Source organism: Ligilactobacillus acidipiscis (assembly GCF_900116935.1).
In the GTDB taxonomy this organism is placed as follows: domain Bacteria; phylum Bacillota; class Bacilli; order Lactobacillales; family Lactobacillaceae; genus Ligilactobacillus; species Ligilactobacillus acidipiscis.
Map to the genome: position 1 here is coordinate 841,709 of NZ_LT630287.1, position 24,232 is coordinate 865,940.

The 24,232-nt window shown below is 40.5% G+C and carries 19 protein-coding genes, 1 tRNA gene, 1 rRNA gene and 2 pseudogenes; 20 read left to right on the forward strand and 3 right to left on the reverse strand.

Features of this window, described 5'->3' with window-relative positions; translation table 11 throughout:
• Window positions 1–26 precede the first annotated feature (26 nt).
• Both BQ5903_RS03740 and BQ5903_RS03745 read left to right on the forward strand, forming a co-directional pair.
• A complete protein-coding gene (locus tag BQ5903_RS03740; RefSeq protein ID WP_079578896.1) occupies window positions 27–803 on the forward strand; it encodes an IS5-like element ISLpl3 family transposase in 777 nt (258 codons plus the stop codon).
• A 2-nt stretch (window positions 804–805) separates the two neighbouring features.
• Window positions 806–1,072: pseudogene (locus BQ5903_RS03745) on the forward strand (group II intron reverse transcriptase/maturase); the annotation flags it as partial.
• A 78-nt stretch (window positions 1,073–1,150) separates the two neighbouring features.
• Here the strand turns inward: BQ5903_RS03745 and BQ5903_RS03750 are convergent.
• Window positions 1,151–2,449: pseudogene (locus tag BQ5903_RS03750) on the reverse strand (ISL3 family transposase); the annotation flags it as partial.
• A gap of 252 nt (window positions 2,450–2,701) precedes the next feature.
• On the opposite strand from BQ5903_RS03750, the gene acpS reads away from it, so the two are divergent.
• From acpS to BQ5903_RS03775, 5 genes are all read left to right on the forward strand, one after another.
• Window positions 2,702–3,061 carry a holo-ACP synthase gene (gene acpS, locus BQ5903_RS03755; protein WP_010499646.1) on the forward strand — a complete coding sequence of 120 codons (360 nt, stop codon included), beginning with the start codon at window positions 2,702–2,704 and terminating at the stop codon, window positions 3,059–3,061.
• An 18-nt stretch (window positions 3,062–3,079) separates the two neighbouring features.
• Entirely contained in the window at window positions 3,080–4,204 is a 1,125-nt protein-coding gene (gene alr, locus BQ5903_RS03760; protein ID WP_010499643.1) for an alanine racemase, read from the forward strand.
• Between the two features lie 84 nt (window positions 4,205–4,288).
• Window positions 4,289–4,531 (forward strand): hypothetical protein, encoded by a 243-nt coding sequence (locus BQ5903_RS03765; protein ID WP_010499641.1) that lies wholly within the window; start codon window positions 4,289–4,291, stop codon window positions 4,529–4,531.
• Window positions 4,532–4,569: 38 nt separating this feature from the next.
• Window positions 4,570–4,947 carry a type II toxin-antitoxin system PemK/MazF family toxin gene (locus tag BQ5903_RS03770; RefSeq protein WP_010499638.1) on the forward strand — a complete coding sequence of 126 codons (378 nt, stop codon included), beginning with the start codon at window positions 4,570–4,572 and terminating at the stop codon, window positions 4,945–4,947.
• Window positions 4,948–5,063: 116 nt separating this feature from the next.
• Entirely contained in the window at window positions 5,064–5,285 is a 222-nt protein-coding gene (locus BQ5903_RS03775) for a hypothetical protein (RefSeq protein ID WP_010499636.1), read from the forward strand.
• 392 nt (window positions 5,286–5,677) lie between these two features.
• Here BQ5903_RS03775 and cbpA read toward each other — a convergent pair whose 3' ends face one another.
• Entirely contained in the window at window positions 5,678–6,313 is a 636-nt protein-coding gene (cbpA, locus tag BQ5903_RS03780; protein WP_010499634.1) for a cyclic di-AMP binding protein CbpA, read from the reverse strand.
• Window positions 6,314–6,536: 223 nt separating this feature from the next.
• The gene (locus tag BQ5903_RS03785; RefSeq protein ID WP_056972137.1) at window positions 6,537–7,511 is read right to left on the reverse strand and encodes an L-lactate dehydrogenase; all 975 of its coding nucleotides are present in this window, start codon (window positions 7,509–7,511) and stop codon (window positions 6,537–6,539) included.
• 283 nt (window positions 7,512–7,794) lie between these two features.
• Between BQ5903_RS03785 and pth the strand changes: the two genes are divergently transcribed.
• The 13 genes from pth to BQ5903_RS03850 all read left to right on the forward strand — a co-directional run bounded on the left by pth (window position 7,795) and on the right by BQ5903_RS03850 (window position 24,221).
• Window positions 7,795–8,352, forward strand: a complete 558-nt coding sequence (pth, locus tag BQ5903_RS03790) for an aminoacyl-tRNA hydrolase (protein ID WP_010499630.1) — start codon at window positions 7,795–7,797, stop codon at window positions 8,350–8,352.
• A gap of 14 nt (window positions 8,353–8,366) precedes the next feature.
• On the forward strand, window positions 8,367–11,897 hold the full coding sequence (mfd, locus tag BQ5903_RS03795) for a transcription-repair coupling factor (RefSeq protein ID WP_010499628.1): 3,531 nt from the start codon (window positions 8,367–8,369) through the stop codon (window positions 11,895–11,897).
• A 14-nt stretch (window positions 11,898–11,911) separates the two neighbouring features.
• Window positions 11,912–13,471 carry a putative polysaccharide biosynthesis protein gene (locus BQ5903_RS03800; RefSeq protein WP_231920917.1) on the forward strand — a complete coding sequence of 520 codons (1,560 nt, stop codon included), beginning with the start codon at window positions 11,912–11,914 and terminating at the stop codon, window positions 13,469–13,471.
• A gap of 36 nt (window positions 13,472–13,507) precedes the next feature.
• Window positions 13,508–13,777, forward strand: coding sequence for an RNA-binding S4 domain-containing protein (locus tag BQ5903_RS03805; protein WP_010499623.1), 270 nt, complete (start codon window positions 13,508–13,510; stop codon window positions 13,775–13,777).
• 175 nt (window positions 13,778–13,952) lie between these two features.
• On the forward strand, window positions 13,953–14,357 hold the full coding sequence (locus BQ5903_RS03810) for an FtsB family cell division protein (protein ID WP_010499622.1): 405 nt from the start codon (window positions 13,953–13,955) through the stop codon (window positions 14,355–14,357).
• Between the two features lie 149 nt (window positions 14,358–14,506).
• Window positions 14,507–15,010 (forward strand): S1 domain-containing RNA-binding protein, encoded by a 504-nt coding sequence (locus BQ5903_RS03815; protein WP_056988161.1) that lies wholly within the window; start codon window positions 14,507–14,509, stop codon window positions 15,008–15,010.
• A gap of 118 nt (window positions 15,011–15,128) precedes the next feature.
• Window positions 15,129–16,487 carry a tRNA lysidine(34) synthetase TilS gene (gene tilS / locus BQ5903_RS03820; RefSeq protein WP_056988162.1) on the forward strand — a complete coding sequence of 453 codons (1,359 nt, stop codon included), beginning with the start codon at window positions 15,129–15,131 and terminating at the stop codon, window positions 16,485–16,487.
• Window positions 16,488–16,491: 4 nt separating this feature from the next.
• On the forward strand, window positions 16,492–17,034 hold the full coding sequence (gene hpt / locus BQ5903_RS03825) for a hypoxanthine phosphoribosyltransferase (RefSeq protein WP_010499613.1): 543 nt from the start codon (window positions 16,492–16,494) through the stop codon (window positions 17,032–17,034).
• A gap of 90 nt (window positions 17,035–17,124) precedes the next feature.
• On the forward strand, window positions 17,125–19,212 hold the full coding sequence (gene ftsH, locus BQ5903_RS03830) for an ATP-dependent zinc metalloprotease FtsH (protein ID WP_010499612.1): 2,088 nt from the start codon (window positions 17,125–17,127) through the stop codon (window positions 19,210–19,212).
• Between the two features lie 199 nt (window positions 19,213–19,411).
• Window positions 19,412–20,296 (forward strand): Hsp33 family molecular chaperone HslO, encoded by an 885-nt coding sequence (gene hslO / locus BQ5903_RS03835; RefSeq protein ID WP_010499610.1) that lies wholly within the window; start codon window positions 19,412–19,414, stop codon window positions 20,294–20,296.
• Between the two features lie 149 nt (window positions 20,297–20,445).
• On the forward strand, window positions 20,446–21,942 hold the full coding sequence (gene lysS / locus BQ5903_RS03840) for a lysine--tRNA ligase (protein WP_010499609.1): 1,497 nt from the start codon (window positions 20,446–20,448) through the stop codon (window positions 21,940–21,942).
• A 566-nt stretch (window positions 21,943–22,508) separates the two neighbouring features.
• Window positions 22,509–24,072 (forward strand): 16S ribosomal RNA (locus BQ5903_RS03845).
• A gap of 76 nt (window positions 24,073–24,148) precedes the next feature.
• Window positions 24,149–24,221: transfer RNA gene (locus BQ5903_RS03850), tRNA-Ala, on the forward strand.
• The last annotated feature ends 11 nt before the right edge of the window (window positions 24,222–24,232 follow it).

The window sequence follows — 24,232 nt, forward strand, 5'->3', positions numbered from 1 at the left end:
GAGGAAAAACGAATCGAGGCATTCCGATGATAACACCTAAACGATACGAACTGGAAGATGCTCAGTGGGACCGAATCAAAGGATACTTCCCGCCATACCGGACTGGCCGTCCATCAAGCCTAGACAACCGTACCGCCCTCAACGCTATCCTCTGGCTCATGCGCAGCGGGGCTCCTTGGCGTGATCTACCTGAACGCTATGGCTCTTGGAAAACGGTGTATAGTCGCTTCCGAGCCTGGGTAAGTTCAGGCTTGTTCGAACAGGTTTTTCTCGAATTGATTGACGATCCCGACATGGAAAACTTGAGCTTAGATTCAACGATCGTTCGAGCGCATCAAAAGGCCACTGGGGCAAAAAAAAACGCCGAATGTATGGTCGAAAATCAAGCTATTGGACTAAGTCGAGGTGGCCGAACGACCAAGATTCACGCACTCGTTGACGGATTAGGGAATCCCTTGGGTTTTCGCCTAACAGGTGGTCAAGTACATGATAGCCAAGTTGCCAGTGAGTTGCTGGAAGGCTTCGATATTTCTCAATCAAATATTATCGCGGATAAAGCCTATGGCACCGCGAAACTTCGCCAGTATATTGAAGATAAAGCAGGCGTCTATACCATTCCGCCAAAGGAAAATACCAAAGACAAGTGGACCTGTGATTACCACGTTTATTGTGAGCGCCATTTGATTGAGAACTTCTTCAATCAGTTGAAGAACTTTCGTAGGATTGCAACGCGTTATGATAAGCTCGCTCATGTTTATCTGGCTACGGTCTACATTGCCTCAATTTGCATCTTACTTAAGTAGTTTTCAGACGGACCCTAGACAAATGGTTGCGCTCGCGCATCCGCCAGTATATCTGGAAACAGTGGAAGAATATCGGAACCCGTTATAAAGCATTGATTAAACTAGGCTTGACACCTAAACAGGCGAAAATCTACGTCAATACTCGTAAGGGATACTGGCGCAACGCGCACAGTAAAACACTGTTGATGACCATAACTAATAAAAGACTGGCACAGCGTGGGCTAATAAATCTGTCCAAACTGTACCAGTCTATTCAAGCAAAAGCTTAAGTTGTTGAACCGCCGTATACGGTTCCGTACGTACGGTGGTGTGGGAGGTCGATAGTGTGAACTATCTCCTACCCGATTGTGACTATGAAAATTCAAACTGACATAACTATTCTTTAATTCGATGAGAAGACGTAAACGGAAGTTTTCAAAGTTCCGGAAACCGTAAGCAGTCTTTTTAATGGCTTTGATCTTGTTGTTTGTTCCTTCCACGGGTCCATTAGAAAAGGTCGTCTGAAAGCTGTTCTTGATTTCTTGTAGATGTTTACGCAAGGTACGATTAGTTTTTTTGATGGGCTCAGGCATGCCTGCAGCTGAACGTGTTAGACTTTCTAAGAGCCTTGGATCTCGCTGATGGACAGCTTGTAAAAGTGTTTGATAATAAACGTAAGCTTGTCGCAAAGCGGAGGACATGTTTAATAAACGCTCCACAATATCCTGTTCACATAACTGCATATTACGAAAGTTTCTGCTTTTACGATAGGTTTTAAAATCAAGTTTGGTCGAGTCTTTAGTTAACGATTTCCAATAATGTTTCAAAGCACGTGCGTTGTGCGAACCCTGTCCCGCCTGTTTCATGGTTTGTGTCCGAACTAAGTTTAAGGCCCGATAAGCTTGGGTTACGACATGGAAGCGGTCGGCAATGATCAGCGCTTGCGGAAAGATCTCATGGATCAAGGATCGATAAGGCGAGTACAGATCAACTGTGACCGTTTGGACTGCCCAGCGAGCTTGACGGTCATATTGTAAAAAGTAACTTCGTAAGTATGTATTATGCCGAGAACGCACGATATCTAACGTGCGGCGTGTCGCAATGTCCATGACAATGATACTCATGCCGCTACTAGAAAAGTTGCCCGCTTTAAAGTCGTCAAAAGCGATATTTTGCGGTAAGAAATGATGATTGGGCCTTAAGTAAGTTGAGAGCTCTTGCGCAAAGCGCATCACTGTCATTCCAGAGATCCCAAAATCAGCGGCAATATCTTTTTGTGAGATATTCTGGTCTAATTTAGAAATAGCCTGATATTTAACGGCTTGTGAGATTTGGTCGTTAGCCTTGACGTCCTTGATCTCCGCAAGTTTTGTAATAGTTTTAGGGCAGGCAGCTGAAGCCGGGCAGAGATATTTTTGTTTGCGGATCGAAAAAACATTTGTGATCCCACCCGAAGGCAAACCGAGCATCTCAACGGTTTTAAAACCGTTGTAGCGCATTTTTTGACCACAAACTGGGCAAGCACAAGGATAAGATTGCCGCAAATGGATCTTGCGGACTTTTTTATGTTGGTAAAATCCTGCAGCTATCACTTTATTCTTATATTTTGGATCAAATTCCAGGTGTGAGTCTTTAATTCCCAATAGATCCAGTGTACAATTCTTCATGTAGGACATTCCTTTCAGTGTAGGGATTGTTTCTTTGAGATGAAGTGTGTCTTCATCTCTATTTTTTTATCATAAAACAAAATTGGTACTGAGAGAAGATTTTTCTATCAGTACCAAATATTATAGAACCTAAAAATTGCTTGCTTTCTTTATGTTATTAATTAAATGTATATTATTTCTGATTGTTACTAAACATCACCGCGATTATTTGATAGAATAGAGAAAAGCTTTGTTTTAGATGGAGGTCGAGTGGTGATAGTTGGATTGGGTGTTGATATAACTGATCTTTCGAGGATCAAACGGGCTCAAGAAAGAAGCAGTCATTTTGCGAGACGAGTTTTGACTCCCAATGAATTACAGTTTTATGGAACTCTCTCACAAAGAAGACAACTTGAGTTTTTAGGTGGGCGTTACTCTGCTAAGGAAGCTTACAGTAAAGCCTATGGAACAGGGATCGGTTCCCATCTATCTTTTCAAGATATTGAAATTTTAAATGAAGATTCTGGTCAGCCGCAAATAGTCATTCAGCCTTTAGGCGAAGACGTCAATTGCTTAGTGTCCATTTCACATACAGCAAAATTGGTATTGACTGAAGTGGTACTGGAAAGATAAGGAGCGTTTGGTGGAATTATGGTCGTAGGCAGACATCGGGAAACTAAGGCAGTGATTGATTTAGGTGCTATCTATCATAATGTGGCGGAAGAAAAAGCACGTTTAAAAGAGGGACAAGATCTCTTTGCTGTAGTAAAAGCAAATGCATATGGGCACGGGTTGATCCAAGTTGCAAGAGCAGCAAAACAAGCAGGAGCTAACGGTTTTTGTGTTGCCGTCATCGACGAAGGGCTGGCGTTACGACAAGCTGGTTTTACTGAGCCTATCCTGATATTGGGAGTCAATAGTCCAATAGAAGCTGTGATAATGGCACAAAATGATCTGTCTGTGGCCGTTGGTGATGAATCGTTTCTGAGAGAAGCGGCGCCAGTTTTAAAGCAAGCAGGTTTACGTTTAAAAGTGCATTTAGCGTTGGACACAGGCATGGGGCGGATCGGCTTTCGTTTTGCTGATGAAGTGAAAAGTGTCGTGGCTCTTTTAGGACAGCTTACTAAACAATTTGTTTTTGAGGGGATTTTTACGCATTTTGCAAGTGCGGACTCAAAAGAAACCTCTTACTTTAACAAACAGGTCGCACTCTTAAATGAAATGCTGCAAGTTGTTTCACCTAAGCCGCGTTATGTCCATTTTGCTAATACCGCAACAGCTATGTGGCATTCAGAGCTAACGGGCAATGTTATTCGTTATGGAATCGGGATGTATGGATTAAACCCATCTGGTTCTCAATTAACGGAGCCGGGTACTTTGCGTCCTGCGATGGAGTTGGTTAGTCAGTTAGTCGCAGTCAAACATGTCTCGGCGGGTGCTGCTATCAGCTATGGTGAAACTTATGTGGCAAAACACGATGAATGGATCGGAACGATCCCAATCGGTTATGCGGACGGCTGGTCTCGGAAATTACAAGGCTTTTCTGTATTGGTTGCTGGAAATTATTGTGAGATAGTCGGTAAAGTTTGTATGGATCAAATCATGGTCAGGCTGCCACAAAATTTTAAACTTGGTACCAAGGTAACTTTGATTGGGACAAACAATGGTCATACGATCACTGCACAAGATGTCGCTAATTATGCACATACGATCCATTATGAGATAGTCAGTGCTTTGACTGAAAGAATTGAGCGTGTTTATGTGTGGAATAATTAGGAATAATTGATCAAGATAGTTTAAATTTTAGTGTTTTAGTGGTAAGATTTAAGGCACTTAAATAAAGGATCGTGGTGGGGAGTAATGCAAGATAATAACAATGAAATTTCAGACGGGGCACTCAGCGAACAAGAGCTCAGGATGATGTGCGATTATTTTTCAATTGAACCGCAAACCTTGCTAAATGATCAAGCAGTGTTTGAGTATGCTTTAAAAAAACGTAGTGATTTATATGATCTAGTAGCGGGTTATAGTGAAATGGCGGAGTTGAACGCAGAAATCTGCCATGAATTCTTATCTTGCGAAATTGATCTTTCTGATTTTTGATATTAATAATAAAGTAGTATGGGAAGAGGGGGCAGTGCATGTCCGAAAAAGAAATTAAACGTGGCGATATTTATTACGCCGACTTGTCACCGGTCGTTGGCTCGGAACAAGGCGGTATGAGGCCCGTTTTGATCATTCAAAATAATATTGGCAATAAATTTAGTCCGACTGTTGTGATCGCTGCGATAACTTCAAAGATCGCTAAACCAAAAATGCCGACGCATGTTGGGTTGAAAAAATCCAAAGCAGGTTTAGAAAGAGATTCCGTTGTTTTGCTGGAACAAGTCAGAACGATCGATAAACAGCGTTTACGTGAAAAAATTATGCATCTTGACCCACATAATATGGAATTAGTTGATCAGGCTTTAAAAGTCAGCGTTGGCTTATCTGTTGTACATAAAAAAAAGCTCCGTTAAAATTGTGAACGCAGAATTACATATTTTTACTGATGCTCTCCATTTGGAATACAGGTGGGTATTTTAAGTGTTTATGTTACCCAGATGGACTAAAGTAATAAAAGGAGGAGCAGGTCATGTTTCGTACTCAGATTAATTCTAATGCCCCGATCGTGAAGGGGTCCGGTAAAATGATGGTGGAGCTCCCATTTATTCCCCATGCCGGTGATAATTTGATGCTTGGAGACAGTCAAGCATTGTGGCAAGTCGTCAAGGTCACTTATATAATTCATGATGAATTTCATCCTAAGCGAGACTTTGTTGATTTAGTGGTAGAGGTCGTTTTGTCTGAAGACTAAAAATAGGTTCTTATTTTAGTGTTGATGAATCTCATCAGCACTATTTTTATACAAAAAAAGACATTATTTGTCCTCATATGCTACGATCAAAGCGAGGTATAAATGATGTCCCAAGAAGATCGTACTCTAAATCTCTTAAATAACCAAGTCTTACATAGTAGAGTAGAATTTTTGATCATTATGTTTCTGTTATTGCACTTTGCACACTAAAGAACCATCTTAACCTCTATTTATTGGGGGAAAGTGCTCAGAAGACCCGCATCATTAAAAAGTAAAATGCCTTTTTGGGCATCAAAAGCAGCCCCCTGATAACATTTTCAGGAGGCTGAGTGTTTATTTGGTAAATATAAATTAGCACTCGTAGTTGTTGTTAGTGACAATCACAAAAAGTATTAGGACTGGAGATCTTCGATTTCCGGCACCTTAAAATTCTTACGCTCAAGATTGGCAACGATCTTATCTAGTTTGTCGTGAGAAACATCGGCTGGGAGAGTAAACATCGTCCGGTGCACCAGTTCGCCAGCTTGAACGTCCAAAGTGATACAGCTTGAAATTGAAGTGTATTTAGTGATGATTTTTGCCATTTCCACTAAGTCGCCCCGTTCATCACTGGAAACAACAGTAAGAACGTAACTGCCAATGTTAACATTCCATGATTGTGAGAGCATTTCTAGAAGTCTGTTATGTGTGAGAATACCATAAAAATTATTTTTTTCATCAAGCACAGTGATATAAGGCAGGTCACGGATAGTAAAGAAGACACTGAAGAAAGCAGAGTCAAGTGAAATAAATTTTGATGCATTCTTTAGCAAGTGCGTGACAGGTAAAGCCATGTCACCGCCACGAGATTTGTGACGATAAATATGCATTTTGTAAATATTACCCCGGAAAATTTTTCCACTTTTGTCCAAGATGGGAACACAACGATAGCCAGAGTCTTCTAGGACGTCTAAAGCTTGTTGCAAGGTAAAATCTTCTTGAACTGTAGTTAATTCGTTTTTTGGTTTGATCAAAGTTTTGAGTAGCATATGATTTCCTCGCTTTTATGAAAAATGATTTATTATAATTTAATGATAACACATTGTTAAACTAAAACACTATAAAAACAAGTTCTTTAAATTTATGAAGTACAAATCAAAAACTAGTTTTTAATGACTTGCTAATTTATCGATGCAGGTGTTAGAGAGGACGAAAATTTGCGTAAAAAAACAATGATCCAAAGGATCTGGATCACTGTTGTTTAATTATTGTTTATTTTTCTTGGCTTTTCTTTAAGTTATCTAAACCATCTGACAAGATTTGTTTCAATGTTTTGGCAGAAGAAGCCATTTGTTCATGTTCTTTTTTACTGAGTGGAACTTCAACAATATGAGTAACACCACTTGCATTAACAACGGCTGGTGTACCGATATAGATATCGTCTAAGCCGTATTGACCATCCATGTAGACAGAAACAGGCAAAACTGTATCTTCATCACGTAAGATCGCACGAGAGATACGTGCCAAAGCGGCTGCGACACCGTAGAAGGTAGCACCTTTCTTTTGAATGATCGTATAAGCTTTGTTACGAACATCGTCTTCCATCTTGTCTAATTCGTCTTGCGAAATATTATGTTCGTTGGCCCAATTTAAGAATGGGACACCACCAATAGTTGCAGAAGAATAAGCAGCAAATTCGGAATCACCATGTTCACCCATGATATAAGCATGCATTGAACGAGGATCCTTGATGCCTGTTAAGTCAGACATTGCAACACGAAGGCGTGCAGTATCCAAAGAAGTACCTGAACCTAAAACTCGTTCCTTTGGGAAACCAGAGAATTTCCAAGTAGCATAAGTTAAGATGTCAACAGGGTTGGCAGCAACTAAAAAGATACCTGAGAAACCTGAATCAACAACTGGCTTAACAATACTTGAAAGAATTTTAAGGTTCTTGTTTACCAAGTCAAGACGTGTTTCACCTGGTTTTTGTGGAGCACCAGCGGTAATAACAACCAGGTCAGCATCTGAGCAATCTGAATATTCGGCAGAATAAATCTTTTTAGGATATGTGTAGCCAGTGGCATCAACTAAGTCTAACGCATCACCTTCGGTACGTTCTTTGATGACATCAACGATCCCGATTTCTTCAGCAATGCCTTGAATGGCCATGGCATATGCATAACTAGAACCGACAGCTCCATCTCCTACTAAAATAACTTTTTGATGATTTTGTGTAATTGACACAATAGATCGTCCTTTCTCAATTAAGTGACATTTTTAACACATTCATAGTATAACATGTTTTCTGAAAGTGTGATAAATAATTTCAAAAAAATAGAGTCTTTTTTTCAATAGTATATGAAAGAATATGATATAATAGGCTCTTGAGAATATCATAGCAGCTGGGGATAGGTGGCAGCCTCGGCCGTTTTTTGTCGCACAATATTGCTGTAAACGTTTTTAAAGTATATTCTTTTAAAGTTATGTTGTGCACAAGATAATATATGAAAATAAGGGATGTAAAAAAATGAAAATGATCGTTGGATTAGGTAATATTGGTAAGAAGTATGAAAATACACGGCATAATGTAGGCTTTTCAGTTGTTGAAGAACTAGCGAACCGTTATAATGTTGATTTCAATAAAGAAAAATGCGAAGCTTTGATCGCGACAGCTTTTATTAGTAACGAAAAGGTTTTGTTGGTAAAACCAACTACTTTTATGAATGACTCTGGTCGAGCAGTTGGCCCTTTGCTGGACTATTTTAAGATCGAGGTTGAAGATTTGATAATTATTCATGATGATATGGATCTGCAACTCGGACGGATACGTTTACGCCAAAAGGGTTCAGCTGGCGGACATAATGGGATAAAAAGCGTGATCGCTCATGTGCATACCCAAGCGTTTAAACGGATCAAGGTCGGAATCGACCATCCCCAGCAAATGTCTGTCGTTAATTGGGTTTTATCACGTTTCTCGGTGACTGAGCAAGCTTTAATGAAAGATGCTGTTACGCAAGCTTGTGATGCGGTCGAGTACTGGTTAGCCGGGAATACGTTTATGAATACTATGAATCGCTTTAATTAGGAGGAACTTAGATAATGAAGATCATGGATCTTTTTGGACAGATCCCCGAATATCACAAATGGCAAGAAAAATTAACTAGTGGTCATCATTTATTGACGGGACTTAATGGTTCGGCAAAAACAGTAATGTTGGCTGAACTTTTTCTGGAAAAAAGGAAAACACAAGTGGTCGTTACGGATGATCTATATCATGCACAACAGGTTGCTGATGATCTAGGCAGTTTGTTAGGTGATGACTCTGTCTTTTTGTTCCCGGTGGATGAAATGATGGCCGAAGAGATCTCAACGAGTTCACCAGATTTTAAAAGCCAAAGAGTGTTAGCTTTAAACGCTTTGATCGACCCCCAACCGGCAATCATTGTGACCTCGACTGCTGGATTAACTCGTTTTTTACCTACGCCGGAAGTGTGGAAGCAAAGCCAATTTGAACTTAAAGTCGGCAATGACATTGATTTGGAAGAAATTGCCCGTCTTTTAACAACGATGGGTTATGCACGGCAAAAGATGGTTGAACGGCCTGGAGATTTTGCGATAAGAGGCTCGATCTTAGATATTTATAGTTTGAATGAAGAATATCCATTGCGTTGCGATTTATTTGATACAGAAATAGATTCTTTGCGGCTGTTTGATTCAACTGATCAAAGAAGTATCAAGAATATTGAGCACGCTACAGTTTTGCCCGCGACTGATTTTATTGCTTTTAAGGATACACTTCAAAAAGCTGGCAAAAAAATTGAAAAAAACTATCGTAAGCATTTAAAAGAGCTCAAAGATCCTGAAGATAAAAAACAGTTAGCAGATAACTTTGAGCAGGTTGTAAGCGACCTCCAAAAAGCTAATTTAAGCGATACTTATCATGTTTTCGCTGCTGGTATCTTGACAGAAAAAACCGGTTTGCTAGATTATTTAAGGCCAGAGGGTTTGGTCATATTTGATGACTATTCTCGGCTGTTGGACAAAGAAAATGATTTGGAAAAACAAAATGCTGAATGGCTAACGGATAGGTTAAAACATCAAAGTGTTTTGCCAAACACTCAGCTGGCAGTGGATGTTAGAACTAGAGAACAAAATGACAAGCATCCACAGATATTTCTCTCCCTTTTTCAAAAAGGGATGGGTAATCTTCGTTTTAATCAATTGCTGGATATTAAAGCACGTGCTGTTCAGCAATTTTTTGGACAAATGCCGATGTTGAAGACTGAAACAGATCGGTGGAAGAAACAAGAGCAAACGGTTGTTATTTTTATTCCAGATAACGAAAGGATCGCCAAAATTTCACAGACTTTAGATGATTTTGAGATCCCAAGCATTATTACTAAAGCTGACAGTTTGCAAGAAAACACGGTCCAGGTCGTGTCTGGTTCGTTACGAGCCGGTTTTGAACTGCCCCAAGCCAATTTGGTTGTTCTGACTGAAAATGAATTATTTGCTAAGGCGACTAAAAAGCAGCCTAAGCGCCAAACCATGAAAAACACGGAACGTTTAAAGAGCTATACTGATTTGAAAAAGGGCGACTATGTTGTTCATGTAAATCACGGTATTGGACGTTTTATGGGCATGAAAACTATGGAGGTCGATGGTAAACACCAAGATTACTTGACTATCGACTATCAAAATGATGCACAGTTATTCATTCCAGTCACTCAGCTTGATCGAGTGCAAAAATATGTTTCTTCAGAGGCAAAAACGCCGCATATCAATAAATTAGGCGGTAGTGAATGGACTAAAACTAAGAAGCGTGTAGCTGGCAAGATAGAGGATATTGCGGATGACTTAGTGGATCTTTACGCTAAAAGAGAGGCTGAAAAGGGCTTTGCTTTTTCAAAAGATACTAGCTATCAAAGAGAATTTGAAGATGCGTTTCCTTACACGGAAACTCCTGATCAGCTGCGGAGTGCTGACGAGATCAAACGAGACATGGAAAAAGAGAAACCAATGGACCGACTATTGATCGGTGACGTTGGTTATGGAAAAACTGAAGTTGCAATGCGGGCAGCCTTTAAGGCGATCCAAGATGGAAAGCAGGTTGCTTTTCTTGCGCCAACCACTGTTTTAGCACAGCAACATTATGAGACATTAGGTGAACGTTTTACAGGTTTCCCTGTAGAAATCGGTCTACTATCACGGTTTGTAACAAAAAAACAATCTGATCTGACCATAAAAGATGCAAGAGAAGGGATGTGTGATATCCTCGTGGGGACACATCGCTTGTTATCGAAAGATGTGAAGTTCGCCGATCTTGGCTTACTGATCGTGGATGAGGAACAGCGTTTTGGGGTCAAACACAAAGAAAAACTGAAACAGTTAAAAACAAATGTTGATGTTTTGACTTTGACTGCGACACCGATCCCACGGACACTTAACATGTCAATGCTTGGTGTTAGAGACCTTTCAGTGATCGAAACAGCACCGATGAACCGCTATCCGATTCAAACCTACGTGATGGAACAAAATTATGGTGTAGTAGTTGATGCAATCAGACGAGAAATGTCACGTGGCGGTCAAGTCTTTTATTTGCATAATCGAGTCATGGATATCGAAAAAGTAGCCGATGAACTACAGGCTTTGGTTCCTGATGCTAGAATTGCATATATTCATGGGCAAATGAGCGAAAATCAGATGGAGCGTATCCTCTACAATTTTATTAACGGAGAATATGATGTTTTGGTTACTACGACCATCATTGAAACAGGTGTAGATATTCCTAATGCTAATACTTTGTTTGTTGAGAATGCCGATCGGATGGGCTTAGCCCAATTGTATCAGTTGCGTGGACGAGTCGGGCGCTCCAGTCGGGTTGCTTATTCTTACTTTATGTATCAACAAGACAAGATATTAAACGAAGTTAGTGAAAAAAGACTCGAAGCGATCAAAGATTTTACGGAATTGGGTTCTGGTTTCAAGATCGCTATGCGAGATCTGTCGATCAGAGGCGCGGGAAATATTTTAGGCAAGCAGCAGCATGGCTTTATCGATTCGGTGGGTTATGATCTGTATACGCAAATGTTAAGCGAATCAGTTGCTAGAAAACGTGGTAAGAAAGTCCAAGAAAAAACTGACACTGAGATCAATTTGGATGTGGAAGCGTATCTGCCAGGAACATATATAGAAGATCCTCGGCAGAAGATCGAAATTTACAAACGTGTACGGCAACTGCAATCTAAAGATGAGTATCTTGAAGTTCAAGATGACCTGATCGACCGTTTTGGCGAGTATCCTGTAGAAGTCGCAATATTATTAGATATTGGTTTGTTGAAAATGTATGCTGATCAAGCGATGGTCGACTCCATTAAGCAGAACGGTAAAAAAATTGTCATTGAGTTAAACGCCGCAGCTACGCAAAAATTTGCTGCTAAACAGTTGTTGAAGGCTGTTGCTGAAACAAAATTCAGTGCAACCTTGGAGCCCGGTGAAAAGCAGATGAAGATCGCTTTAGTAATTCAACCTAAGATGAATATGAGTGATGTGGTTGTTCAATTACAGAAACTAACTCAAAGCTTAGCGGAAGAATTGAATGTTCCCGCTCAGAAAGCAGTTGAAAAATAGTGAAAAATGAGCAGATGAAAAAAACGATGAATGGGGCACTGATCTTGACGATCTCAGCACTGATCGCTAAATTTTTGAGTGCTGTTTATCGGATCCCATTTCAAAATATCGTCGGCAATACTGGTTTCTATGTTTATCAGCAAATATATCCGATTTATGGGATCGGCATGACTTTTGCTTTAAATGGCTTCCCAATGTTTATTTCCAAATTAGTGGCACAAGAAGATGATGAAGAAAAAAGAATGCGGGTCGTTTCAACGGCGTTTTTGATTTTATTGTCGTTGGCTGTGCTGCTCTTTTTCGGTTTACAAGTAGGGGCCAAACAAATTGCCCGGTCAATGGGGGATCCGCAGTTGGCTCCGCTTATTTCCAGCGTTTCATGGATGTTTTTGCTGATGCCGTTCTTGGCGATCGCGCGCGGATATTACCAAGGTATATTCAATATGATCCCGACGGCTGTTTCACAGGTCAGTGAACAATTTGTACGGGTTGCATTGATAATTGGAGTAGCATTACTGTCACTGCAGATGAAATGGTCTGTTTATCAGACAGGTTCTTTTGCGATGTTAGGTTCTGTGGCGGGCGGTGCTATTGCAGTTTTGACTTTTACAAGCTTTTGGAAATATTTTTTTCAAAAGCATGATTTCACTGCTGGTCGCATAAACTATCGAGCTGTTGCCCGTCTTATTTTTAAGGATGGTCTGATAATTTGTTTGTTTTCGTCATTGATGGTGCTGTTACAGTTAGTAGATTCGTTTACAGTTATGAATTCCTTAAGAGATTTTGGTTTGCAAGATTCGCTGGCTAAATATACTAAGGGGATTTATGATCGCGGACAACCGTTAGTTCAATTAGGAATGACGATCGCGATCAGTTTTTCCTCGACGCTCTTGCCGTCCTTAACTACTGCTTTAGCAAGTAAAAAGGTTCAAGAATACCAACGGATCGCGAAAACAATGCTGCATGTGGGCGTTGCTTTATCCGTGGCAGCTGCCGCGGGAATGATGATCTTGATGCCGCAGATCAACACCTTATTATTTGGCGACTCCAAGTTAAGTTTTACGTTAGAGATTTATGTTTTAAGTGTGCCGTTGATCTCTGTGATCAGTATTTACAATTCTATTTTGCAAAGCGAAGATAACTTTTGGGGCACGTTTGTGGCTGTTATAGCGGCACTGTTTATCAAAGTCATCTTAAACAGTTGGTTTGTCAGACATTATGGCATAAGCGGCGCTTCGCTTTGTACGCTTTTAAGCTTAGGTGCTGCTTTGCTGGTATTAGTTTTGATTTTACCCCAGTCAGTTCGACAACAGCCCAGATCCTTGGCACAATTTGCAATGCGGTTAACAGGCTGCACGTTGCTGATGATCGCAGGTATTTGGCTACTAAGCTTTACGTGCTCAATGTTTTTTGAAACCACGCGTCTTAGTTTGCTGGTCATTGTTCCAGCAGATGTTTTATTAGGAGTATTTTTATTTGTCGCAGGAGCGATAAAAAGTCAGTTGTTTACTAAAGAAGAGTGGGCAACGCTTCCAGGTGGTAGTAAAATAGTAGCAAAGCTTAAAGTACGTTAATGTAGTATTATTGTTTCTAATAAATGAGGTGAGAATATGAGATTGGATAAGTTTTTAAAAGTTGCCCGCATTATTAAAAGACGTCCGGTTGCTAAGCAGATCTCTGATCAAAAGAGGATCTCGATCAATGGTAAGACAGCTAAGTCGTCAAGTGAGGTAGCAGTTGGTGATACTTTGGTGATTAATTTCGGCAATAAAACTTTAACCGTTAAGGTCAGGGATTTAAAAGATACAACAAAAAAGAATGAAGCAGAAGAATTATATGAAATAATTTCAGAAGATTATAAAGAGGATTATCGGATGTAATGTTTGCTTTTTTTAAATTCTGCATATTATAATAGGCTATTTCAAACTCACTTTGCACGAGTGAGTTTGAAATAGTTTTTTAATTTAATAGCACTTAATAGAATTTTATTACGGTTCTTGATATAATCAGACTAACGTGGAAACTTACTATCAGTAAATTTAGGGGGCGCTTTTAATGGCGCAGAAAAAATCGAATGTTAAGGTCCTAAATAACGAATACTATCGTCAGCAAACCTCTTCCAATGATAAAAAACAGCAAGAATACTTAGTTGAGAAAAAGCACCGTCGGCACATGCATATTTTGGTGGCGTTTGCCTTGATAGTAACACTTATTTGTTCTGTGCAGATCGTGAAAAATTATACCCAAGCACGTCAGATTAACACACAGACAAGGACCGCACAAAAAGAATTAACTGGCCAAAAATCTCAAAATGCAGATCTCAAATTGCAGGTCAAACAGCTTAAAGATCCTGAATATCTGCAGAAATATATTAGAGAACGTTATTTTTATTCTAAGAAACATGAAACGATCTACAATTTACCTGAAGACCGGTCTAAAAGTGTGACGAACGATAATTGACGCTCTGAGCATCGGTTGTTCAACCATGATTTAGTAAAGGTCGGAACTTTCATGCTGTTGAATGGTATCTTTTTATTTTTTTTACAATTCAGCTGAACGTCGTGGTATACTTGTTGTAGACATTTTCTTAGGAGGAACAAAAATTTTATATGTCAATTGAAGTAGGTTCAAAAGTAACTGGTAAAGTTTCAGGTATTACAAACTTTGGCGCCTTTGTTGATCTAGGTGAGCATAAAAATGGTTTGGTTCATATTAGTGAGATCTCAGATGGGTTCGTCAAAGATATTCACGATGTTCTTTCAGTTGGCGATGAGGTGACAGTCAAGGTCTTGTCTATTTCTGACGATGGCAAGATCGCACTTTCGATTAGAAAGGCATCCGCCTCATCTCAGAACCATGGCCATCAGTCTCATCAAAATGAACATAATTCTAAGCCCCATACACACAATAATGGCGGCAAGAATTTCAATGATCGGCCAAGTCATAACAATAATAAAAAGAGGAGTTTTAGTTCTCATAAAAATGACTCACATAAAAAGGATGATTTTGATTCTTTACTAGCTGGGTTTATGAAACAAAGCGATGAACGACTAACTTCATTGAAACGCAATACTGAAGGAAAACGAGGCGGGCGCGGCGGTCGACGCAGCTAAGTTCGTTTTTATATAGTAATTTTAGGAGGTACAACATTGGATGAACTATGTTGTGCCTCCTAATTCATTAATTAGCGAATCAATTTAAAGCAAATTATCTTATGCGAGAGTGACAAAAATGGATTTAAACTTAAAATTTAAACAAATTTGGGAACAGCTAAACATCGGACAACAGGCAGTTTTAGTAGGCGTGTCTGGTGGAGTCGATTCTATGGTCTTATTAGATTTGCTAGGGCAACTGCCTTATTCGATCAGGCCGGTGATCCACGTGGCAACAGTCGATCATTGTCTGCGTCCGGAAAGCGTGCAAGAAACAGAATATGTGCGGCAATATTGTTTAGATCATGACCTGAATTTTCATACAATTCAATGGCCTAAACACACACATCCATCTGCAGGGATCGAAGAAGCTGGTCGTCATTTTCGCTATCGCTTTTTTGCGGATATCATGACAAGCTTCGGGATCAAACATTTGCTGACGGCGCATCATGCAGACGACCAAGCAGAAACGTTCTTGATGAAACTCATCCGTGGTGGTGATCTGAGTCAATTAAAAGGGATTCAATTCCAGAGATCTTTTATGAGTGATCGTTATTTATCAAGACCATTATTATTCTTTGCAAAAAAAAGTTTGTATGCATATGCTAATCAACGGCAGTTGACTTTTTTCGAAGATCAAACAAATAGTTCAGATGAATTCTTGCGAAATAGAATTCGACATGAGGTCGTCCCATTGCTTAAACAGGAATCTCCGCACTTTCTTGAACATTTGAATTCTTATCAACAGCAATTGAATGAATTATTCTCAGTGTCCAAACGTAGTCTTAGCAAGTTGATCACTGATATTTCGACTCCTGAGGGCTATCGAACAGAAACATGGCTTATGTGGCCTGTTGCTGAAAAGAAAGCCACGTTGCGCTTGATTTGTGAACAACAAGTAGGTGAGATCAATGAGGGGCAGGTAAACGAAATGATCGAACTGCTGGAAAATGAACGACGTCCTCAAGGGAAAATAGACGTGAAAGGCCAAAAAGTCTTTTATAAAAATTATCATTTATTTGGAGTCAAAACTGTTGCTCAGCCAGACGAAATTGGCACTTTCAAACAAAGACTGACTTTAGGACAATGGGTAGACTTGAGTCCAAATGAAAAAATAGGCCTTTTTCCCGCGGGGACGTTGACGGCGGAAAATGACGATGTTTTAGAAATAACTGCTGAATTTTTGCCTTTAGATGTGCGCCATCGACTTTTTGGCGACAAGTTGTGCACATCGATCGGCAAGCAAAAAGTAAAAAAGATTTTGATCGATAGAAAAGTGCCGGCTGACCAAAGAGCAAAGGTGTGGGTAGTTGGTAATGAAAATAATGAGGTTTTGTGGATAGTAGGGCACAAGAAATCAAATTTGTCACGACAAGATGTAAATGATAAAATTCATTACATAGTGATTTATAGGAAAATAAGCGGGGAAAAGAGGTAGCTTCATGAATGACGATATCGAAAAGATTCTTTATAGCAAAGAAGATATCCAGCAAGTTGCAAAAAAGTTAGGACAACAGATCACAAAAGATTACGTTGATAAAAATCCACTCGTTGTGTGTATTTTAAAGGGTGCGATTTTGTTCATGTCTGATATTGTACGTGAGATCGATACATACTGTGAATTAGACTTTATGTCAGTTTCTAGTTATGGTAACGCTCAGGTTTCTTCAGGCTCTGTCAAGATCATCAAAGATCTTGACGTTTCTGTTGAGGGACGCAATGTTTTGATAATTGAGGACATTATCGATACTGGGCGGACCTTACAGACTCTGGTCGATTTGTTTGAACACCGAAAAGCCAATTCCGTTAAGATCTGCACTTTGCTTGATAAAAAAGAACGGCGGGTCGAAGGGGTCACTTCGGATTACGTTGGTTTTGAAGTTCCAAATGAATTTGTGGTCGGCTATGGTTTGGACTATTTAGGACATTACAGAAACTTGCCTTATGTCGGTGTTTTAAAACCAAAAATTTATTCTGATAATTGAACGTCAATAATAGTCAAATAAGGTCAAATGTGTTATCATAACTTCAACGGCCGTCTTTTGACGCGTTGAAAAGGCTTAAGGAGGAAAAATATGAACAACAAGAAAAATGGACTACTAAAAAATAGTCTGTTTTATATTGTGATTTTCCTTGGAATAATGGGTGTGATGTACTACTTCTTCGGTAGTAAATCGAATACAAGTACAGAGCAGATCCAGTCTAGTCAGTTCGTAACTCAACTTCAGAAGGATAATGTCAAAGATTTTACGATGCAGCCATCTGGCAGCACTTATAAAATCACTGGTACTTATAAAAAACCTCATCAGGCTAAAAATAAGTCCAATAGTTTTAATGGTCTTGGCAGTGTTCAATCCCCTCAAGTTAAGTCATTTACGACTAATATTTTGACTAACGATTCCTCGGTTGATCAAATACAGAAATATGCGCAGAAAAATAAAGTCAAAAATGGAGCCAAAGAAGAAGAGTCGAGTAGTATTTGGATCCAGTTACTGGTTTACTTGTTGCCGGTAGTCTTTATGATTTTCTTCTTCTATATGATGATCGGTCAGGCTGGTCAAGGCGGCGGCAATGGCAAAGTAATGAACTTTGGTAAATCCAAGGCTAAGCCAGTCGAGAAAAAGAACAATAAGGTTCGCTTCTCCGATGTTGCTGGTGAAGAGGAAGAAAAACAGGAGTTAGTTGAAGTTGTTGAATTCTTGCGTGATCCACGTAAGTTCTTATCACTGGGTGCCCGGATCCCTTCAGGTGTTTTGCTAGAGGGACCTCCTGGTACTGGTAAAACTTTGCTGGCTAAGGCTGTTGCTGGTGAAGCTGGGGTTCCTTTCTTCTCGATCTCAGGTTCTGACTTCGTTGAAATGTTCGTTGGTGTTGGTGCAAGTCGTGTACGTGATCTTTTTGAAAATGCCAAAAAGAACGCTCCTTCTATCATCTTTATCGATGAAATCGACGCTGTTGGACGTCAACGTGGCAGCGGTATGGGCGGCGGTCACGATGAACGTGAGCAAACTTTGAACCAATTGCTGGTTGAAATGGATGGTTTCCAAGGCGACGAGGGCGTTATTGTTATGGCCGCTACTAACCGTTCTGATGTTTTGGATCCGGCTTTGCTTCGTCCAGGTCGTTTTGATCGAAAAATCTTAGTTGGCCGTCCTGACGTCAAGGGACGTGAAGCAATTTTGAAAGTTCACGCTAAGAACAAACCTTTGGCTAAAGATGTCGACTTGAAGATGATTGCTAAACAAACTCCTGGTTTCGTAGGGGCTGACTTGGAAAACCTACTGAATGAAGCTGCTTTGTTAGCTGCACGGCGTAATAAAAAGGCCGTTGACGCTAGTGACTTAGACGAAGCAGAAGATCGTGTGATCGCTGGGCCGGCTAAACGTGATCGAGTTGTTAACAAGAAGGAACGTCAGACTGTTGCCTACCATGAAGCTGGGCATACGATCATTGGTTTGGTCTTAAATGACGCTCGTGTGGTCCATAAGGTCACTATCGTTCCTCGTGGACGTGCCGGCGGTTACGCTATCATGTTGCCTAAGGAAGATCAGGGCTTGTTATCGAAAAAAGATGCTGAAGATCAAATTGCTGGTTTGATGGGTGGCCGTGCTGCCGAAGAAATTATCTTCCATGTTCAGTCATCTGGTGCGTCAAATGACTTCCAGCAAGCTACTCAGTTGGCTCGCGCGATGGTCGCTCAGTATGGTATGAGTGACAAACTTGGTCCTGTTCAGTATGAAGGACAAAGTGGTATGACTCCTGGTCAATATGCTGGACAACCGAATTATTCCGGTCAAACAGCCAATGTGATCGATGATGAAGTTATTCGCATCTCAAATGAACAGATGGAAAGAGCTAAGAAGATCATTGAGGAACACAGAGAGCAGCATAAGACAATTGCTGAAGCTTTGTTACAATACGAAACATTGGATGAAAAGCAGATCCTGAGTTTGTATAATACAGGAAAGATGCCATCCGATGAAAGCAATGAGTTCCCTAGTGAAAAGGAAGCTGCTACTTTCGAAGAGTCTAAGAAAGCTCTTGAACGTAAAGAAGCAGAAAAGAAGGCTGAACATCGTCAAAATGATGATCAAACTTCATCTTCTGATCAAACTGAGACTTTCTATCCTCATGAAGATGATCATCATGAAAATGATAGTTAAATTGAATTTGTAAGTTTAGAATAGTGGACGGTTTTTGTGAATAGCAAAACTGTTCGCTATTTCTTTTTATTTGTAAAACTTAATATGCTACAATTTGTAAGTATATTTTTTCAAGGGAATTTAAATAGGCAGTAGTCTCATTTGTTTCGTTAGAGTAATACTGCTTTTTGTTGATTTATATATAAAAAGGAGAATTTTCATGAGTGATTATTTAGTAAAAAGTTTAGCTTATGATGGACAGTTGCGGGCGTATGCATTAGATGCTACAAATACAGTGGCGTATGCACAACGTGTTCATGATACTTGGAGTGCTGCTTCTGCGGCATTGGGCCGAAGTATGATCGGAACAGCTCTTTTATCTTCTGCTTCTTTGTCTGGGGATGACAAGCTGACTGTTAAGATCCAAGGAAATGGTCCTGTTGGCGGGATCGTGGTGGACGGTAATGCAAATGGGACAGTGAAAGGTTATTTGCAGCATCCTCATGTTCATTTACCTTTAAATGACAAACATAAAATTGATGTTAAAGGGGCAGTTGGCACACAGGGGATGATGTCAGTTACTAAGGACATGGGCTTAAAAGAGCCTTTTACCGGGCAAGTGCCGCTTGTTTCGGGGGAACTGGGTGAAGACTTTACTTATTATCTGGCTAAATCCGAACAGATCCCATCTGCCGTTGGGTTGTCAGTTTTTGTTCAAAATGATAATTCGATAGAAACAGCTGGCGGTTTTATGATTCAAGTAATGCCAGGTGCTAGTGATGAAGTGTTGGATCATTTGGAGCAAAGATTAAACGAGATCCCGATGGTTTCAAAAATGATGCAGGCAGGGAAAACACCTGAGGAAATGCTATATGAGATTTTAGGTAAAGAAAATGTGCAAGTTTTGGACACGATGCCTGTTAAGTTTGAATGTGATTGCAGCAAGGAACGTTTTGCCGAAATACTTGCGTCAGTACCTAGTTCTCAAATTAATGAAATGATCGAACAAGATCACGGTGCTGAAGCAGTTTGTCAGTTTTGTGGAACAAAATATCAATTTTCAGAAGAAGAGTTGTTAGAAATAGAGAAAAAGGCACAGGCATAATTATTTTAGTCGCTAAATTTGAGAAGATATGGCAAATTATTAAAATAAGAAGTAGCCACCGCGCAAAAGGATCAATAAGTTAGTTTATATTTAAAAGGTTGGTGTGCTATACTATTTTTGTATGTAAAAGTGGAAAGAGAGGGTAATCGATGGCTAATCAACAGTCAATGAATGACCAATTAAGAGTTCGACGTCAAAAAGTAGATGAGTTACGTGATGAAGGTATTGCGCCTTTTGGACATAGATTTGATAGAGATTCATATAATGAGGATCTTCATCAAAAATACGAAGGGCTTACTAAAGAGGAATTAAATGACCAGGGAGTCACAGCGACGATTGCTGGCAGGATGGTTGCTAAACGTGGAAAAGGCAAGGTTGGTTTTGCTGATTTACAAGACCGGACAGGTAAGATGCAGCTGTATGTCCGTAAAGATATTTTAGGTGAAGATAATTACCATGTTTTTAAACGTTCTGATTTGGGCGACTTTTTAGGTGTTACAGGAGAAGTTATTAAGACAGATATGGGGGAGCTGACATTACGTGTTAGTAAGTTAACATTTTTGTCTAAGGCTTTACGTCCACTACCTGATAAGTATCATGGCTTACAAAATGTTGAACAGATTTATCGTCAGCGATACTTGGATCTGATTACTAATCGAGAAAGTTATGATCGTTTTGTACACCGCAGTCAAATCGTTGCTGCTGTTAGAAATTATTTGGATACAGAAGGTTTCTTAGAAGTTGAAACACCTGTTTTGCATAACCAAGCTGGCGGCGCTTCTGCTAGACCTTTTAAAACTCATCATAATGCGCTAGACATTGAGCTTTACTTACGTATCGCTTTGGAATTACATTTGAAGCGTTTGATCGTGGGCGGTATGGAACGTGTCTATGAAATTGGCCGCGTGTTTAGGAATGAAGGTATTGATACTAAGCATAATCCAGAATTTACAATGCTTGAGTCTTATGCTGCGTATTTTGATTTTACGGATGTTATGAATGAAACTGAAGGGATCTTTAAGGCTGCATGCCGAGTTGTTTCTGACGATAACAAAATAACATATCAAGGCAATGAGGTTGATTTTAACAAACCTTTCCGTCGTGTGCATATGGTAGACATGATCAAAGAGGTTACTGGTATCGATTTTTGGCAGGAAATGTCATTAGAAGATGCACGTAAATTAGCCGATGAAAATAATGTTCATTATGAAGCATACTGGCAGGTCGGTCATATCATTAATCAATTCTTTGAAGATTTCTGTGAAGATAATATCGTTGATCCAACCTTTGTTTATGGTCATCCGGTCGAAATCTCGCCTCTTGCTAAGAAGAATGCAGATGATCCTAGATTTACTGATCGGTTTGAATTATTCATCTTAGGTAATGAGTATGCTAATGCTTTTACTGAATTGAATGATCCAATTGATCAACGTCAACGTTTTGAAGCCCAAGCTAAAGAACGGACAGAAGGTAACGATGAAGCTGAGGGGATCGATGAAGATTATCTTGAAGCCATGGAGTATGGTATGCCTCCTACTGGTGGATTAGGTATTGGTATGGATCGTTTGGTTATGCTTCTGACCGATGCGGACTCTATTCGTGATGTTCTTTTGTTCCCAACTTTGAGACCTGAAGAAAACAAATAAATTCATATTTTAAAAAATATCGTTGATCGTTCTCATGATCAGCGGTATTTTTTTGGAAAAATAGAACCTTGATTTATGTTTTTATTCAGATCGTTTAAAATAAAAGCCAATTTTTTTATGTTTGTGATTCCACTTACTTTTATTTGGTGAGAAGTAGTTACACTGATTGAATCAGACTCTAACACGAATTATTGACCGTGATATTTAACTTAAGTTTGGTTTTTTGATCAGTGAATGATTTAGTCTGTTAAAAGACGTCTTGACGAAGGCAAAGAGAAACGGTATATTTATATATGCTGATTGATTAGTTATTAAGTTTTTGATTTTTCTTCACGCCCAGTAAATATTCAATTAAATTTTTTTGAAATTATTGTTGACATTTTTGCTCAGCGTGGTAAACTAATAAAGTTATCATTTCGGCAACACAGCAAGTAATAATCAAGTAGATCTTTGAAAACTGAACAAAGTTTCGACAAATCAAATGTGTGAGGTCGCTTATCTTAACGATAAGTGCAAACAACATTTGCGAAGTCAATTCGCTAGTAAAATTTATGAGTCACAAACTTTAAAATGAGAGTTTGATCCTGGCTCAGGACGAACGCTGGCGGCGTGCCTAATACATGCAAGTCGAACGCAATCTTTGACTAATGAGTGCTTGCACTCAGCGGTCAAAGTGCGAGTGGCGAACGGGTGAGTAACACGTGGGCAATCTGCCCAAAAGTGGGGGATAACACTTGGAAACAGGTGCTAATACCGCATCAACCGGCTGACCGCATGGTCGGCCGGGCAAAGACGGCGTCAGCTGTCGCTTTTGGATGAGCCCGCGGCGTATTAACTAGTTGGTAAGGTAACGGCTTACCAAGGTGATGATACGTAGCCGAACTGAGAGGTTGATCGGCCACATTGGGACTGAGACACGGCCCAAACTCCTACGGGAGGCAGCAGTAGGGAATCTTCCACAATGGACGCAAGTCTGATGGAGCAACGCCGCGTGTATGAAGAAGGTCTTCGGATCGTAAAATACTGTTGTCAGAGAAGAACACGTGATAGAGTAACTGCTATGACGCTGACGGTATCTGACCAGCAAGTCACGGCTAACTACGTGCCAGCAGCCGCGGTAATACGTAGGTGGCAAGCGTTGTCCGGATTTATTGGGCGTAAAGGGAACGCAGGCGGTCTTTTAAGTCTGATGTGAAAGCCTTCGGCTTAACCGGAGAAGTGCATTGGAAACTGGAAGACTTGAGTGCAGAAGAGGAGAGTGGAACTCCATGTGTAGCGGTGAAATGCGTAGATATATGGAAGAACACCAGTGGCGAAAGCGGCTCTCTGGTCTGTAACTGACGCTGAGGTTCGAAAGCGTGGGGAGCGAACAGGATTAGATACCCTGGTAGTCCACGCTGTAAACGATGAATGCTAGGTGTTGGAGGGTTTCCGCCCTTCGGTGCCGCAGCTAACGCACTAAGCATTCCGCCTGGGGAGTACGATCGCAAGATTGAAACTCAAAGGAATTGACGGGGGCCCGCACAAGCGGTGGAGCATGTGGTTTAATTCGAAGCAACGCGAAGAACCTTACCAGGTCTTGACATCTTTTGACCATCTGAGAGATCAGAATTCCCTTCGGGGACAAAATGACAGGTGGTGCATGGCTGTCGTCAGCTCGTGTCGTGAGATGTTGGGTTAAGTCCCGCAACGAGCGCAACCCTTATTGTCAGTTGCCAGCATTCAGTTGGGCACTCTGGCGAGACTGCCGGTGACAAACCGGAGGAAGGTGGGGATGACGTCAAGTCATCATGCCCCTTATGACCTGGGCTACACACGTGCTACAATGGACGATACAACGAGTCGCGAGACCGCGAGGTTTAGCTAATCTCTGAAAGTCGTTCTCAGTTCGGATCGTAGGCTGCAACTCGCCTACGTGAAGTCGGAATCGCTAGTAATCGCGGATCAGCATGCCGCGGTGAATACGTTCCCGGGCCTTGTACACACCGCCCGTCACACCATGAGAGTTTGTAACACCCAAAGCCGGTGCGGTAACCATTTTGGAGCCAGCCGTCTAAGGTGGGACAGATGATTGGGGTGAAGTCGTAACAAGGTAGCCGTAGGAGAACCTGCGGCTGGATCACCTCCTTTCTAAGGAAAATTACGGAAACTCACACGATTTGTTACATGAAACTTTGTTTGGTTTTGAGAGGTCTACTCTCAAAATGGGGGTTTAGCTCAGCTGGGAGAGCACCTGCTTTGCAAGCAGGAGGTCAGCGGTTCGATCCCGCTAACCTCCATTGATGACGTT

Coding starts and splice junctions, on each gene's coding strand:
- BQ5903_RS03800 (WP_231920917.1), top strand. CDS start 11,912: ATGAAAAAAACGATGAATGGGGCACTGATCTTGACGATCTCAGCACTG.
- lysS (WP_010499609.1), top strand. CDS start 20,446: ATGGCTAATCAACAGTCAATGAATGACCAATTAAGAGTTCGACGTCAA.
- BQ5903_RS03765 (WP_010499641.1), top strand. CDS start 4,289: ATGCAAGATAATAACAATGAAATTTCAGACGGGGCACTCAGCGAACAA.
- BQ5903_RS03740 (WP_079578896.1), top strand. CDS start 27: ATGATAACACCTAAACGATACGAACTGGAAGATGCTCAGTGGGACCGA.
- mfd (WP_010499628.1), top strand. CDS start 8,367: ATGAAGATCATGGATCTTTTTGGACAGATCCCCGAATATCACAAATGG.
- BQ5903_RS03810 (WP_010499622.1), top strand. CDS start 13,953: ATGGCGCAGAAAAAATCGAATGTTAAGGTCCTAAATAACGAATACTAT.
- ftsH (WP_010499612.1), top strand. CDS start 17,125: ATGAACAACAAGAAAAATGGACTACTAAAAAATAGTCTGTTTTATATT.
- tilS (WP_056988162.1), top strand. CDS start 15,129: ATGGATTTAAACTTAAAATTTAAACAAATTTGGGAACAGCTAAACATC.
- BQ5903_RS03775 (WP_010499636.1), top strand. CDS start 5,064: ATGTTTCGTACTCAGATTAATTCTAATGCCCCGATCGTGAAGGGGTCC.
- BQ5903_RS03815 (WP_056988161.1), top strand. CDS start 14,507: ATGTCAATTGAAGTAGGTTCAAAAGTAACTGGTAAAGTTTCAGGTATT.
- alr (WP_010499643.1), top strand. CDS start 3,080: ATGGTCGTAGGCAGACATCGGGAAACTAAGGCAGTGATTGATTTAGGT.
- cbpA (WP_010499634.1), bottom strand. CDS start 6,313: ATGCTACTCAAAACTTTGATCAAACCAAAAAACGAATTAACTACAGTT.
- BQ5903_RS03805 (WP_010499623.1), top strand. CDS start 13,508: ATGAGATTGGATAAGTTTTTAAAAGTTGCCCGCATTATTAAAAGACGT.
- pth (WP_010499630.1), top strand. CDS start 7,795: ATGAAAATGATCGTTGGATTAGGTAATATTGGTAAGAAGTATGAAAAT.
- hpt (WP_010499613.1), top strand. CDS start 16,492: ATGAATGACGATATCGAAAAGATTCTTTATAGCAAAGAAGATATCCAG.
- BQ5903_RS03770 (WP_010499638.1), top strand. CDS start 4,570: ATGTCCGAAAAAGAAATTAAACGTGGCGATATTTATTACGCCGACTTG.
- hslO (WP_010499610.1), top strand. CDS start 19,412: ATGAGTGATTATTTAGTAAAAAGTTTAGCTTATGATGGACAGTTGCGG.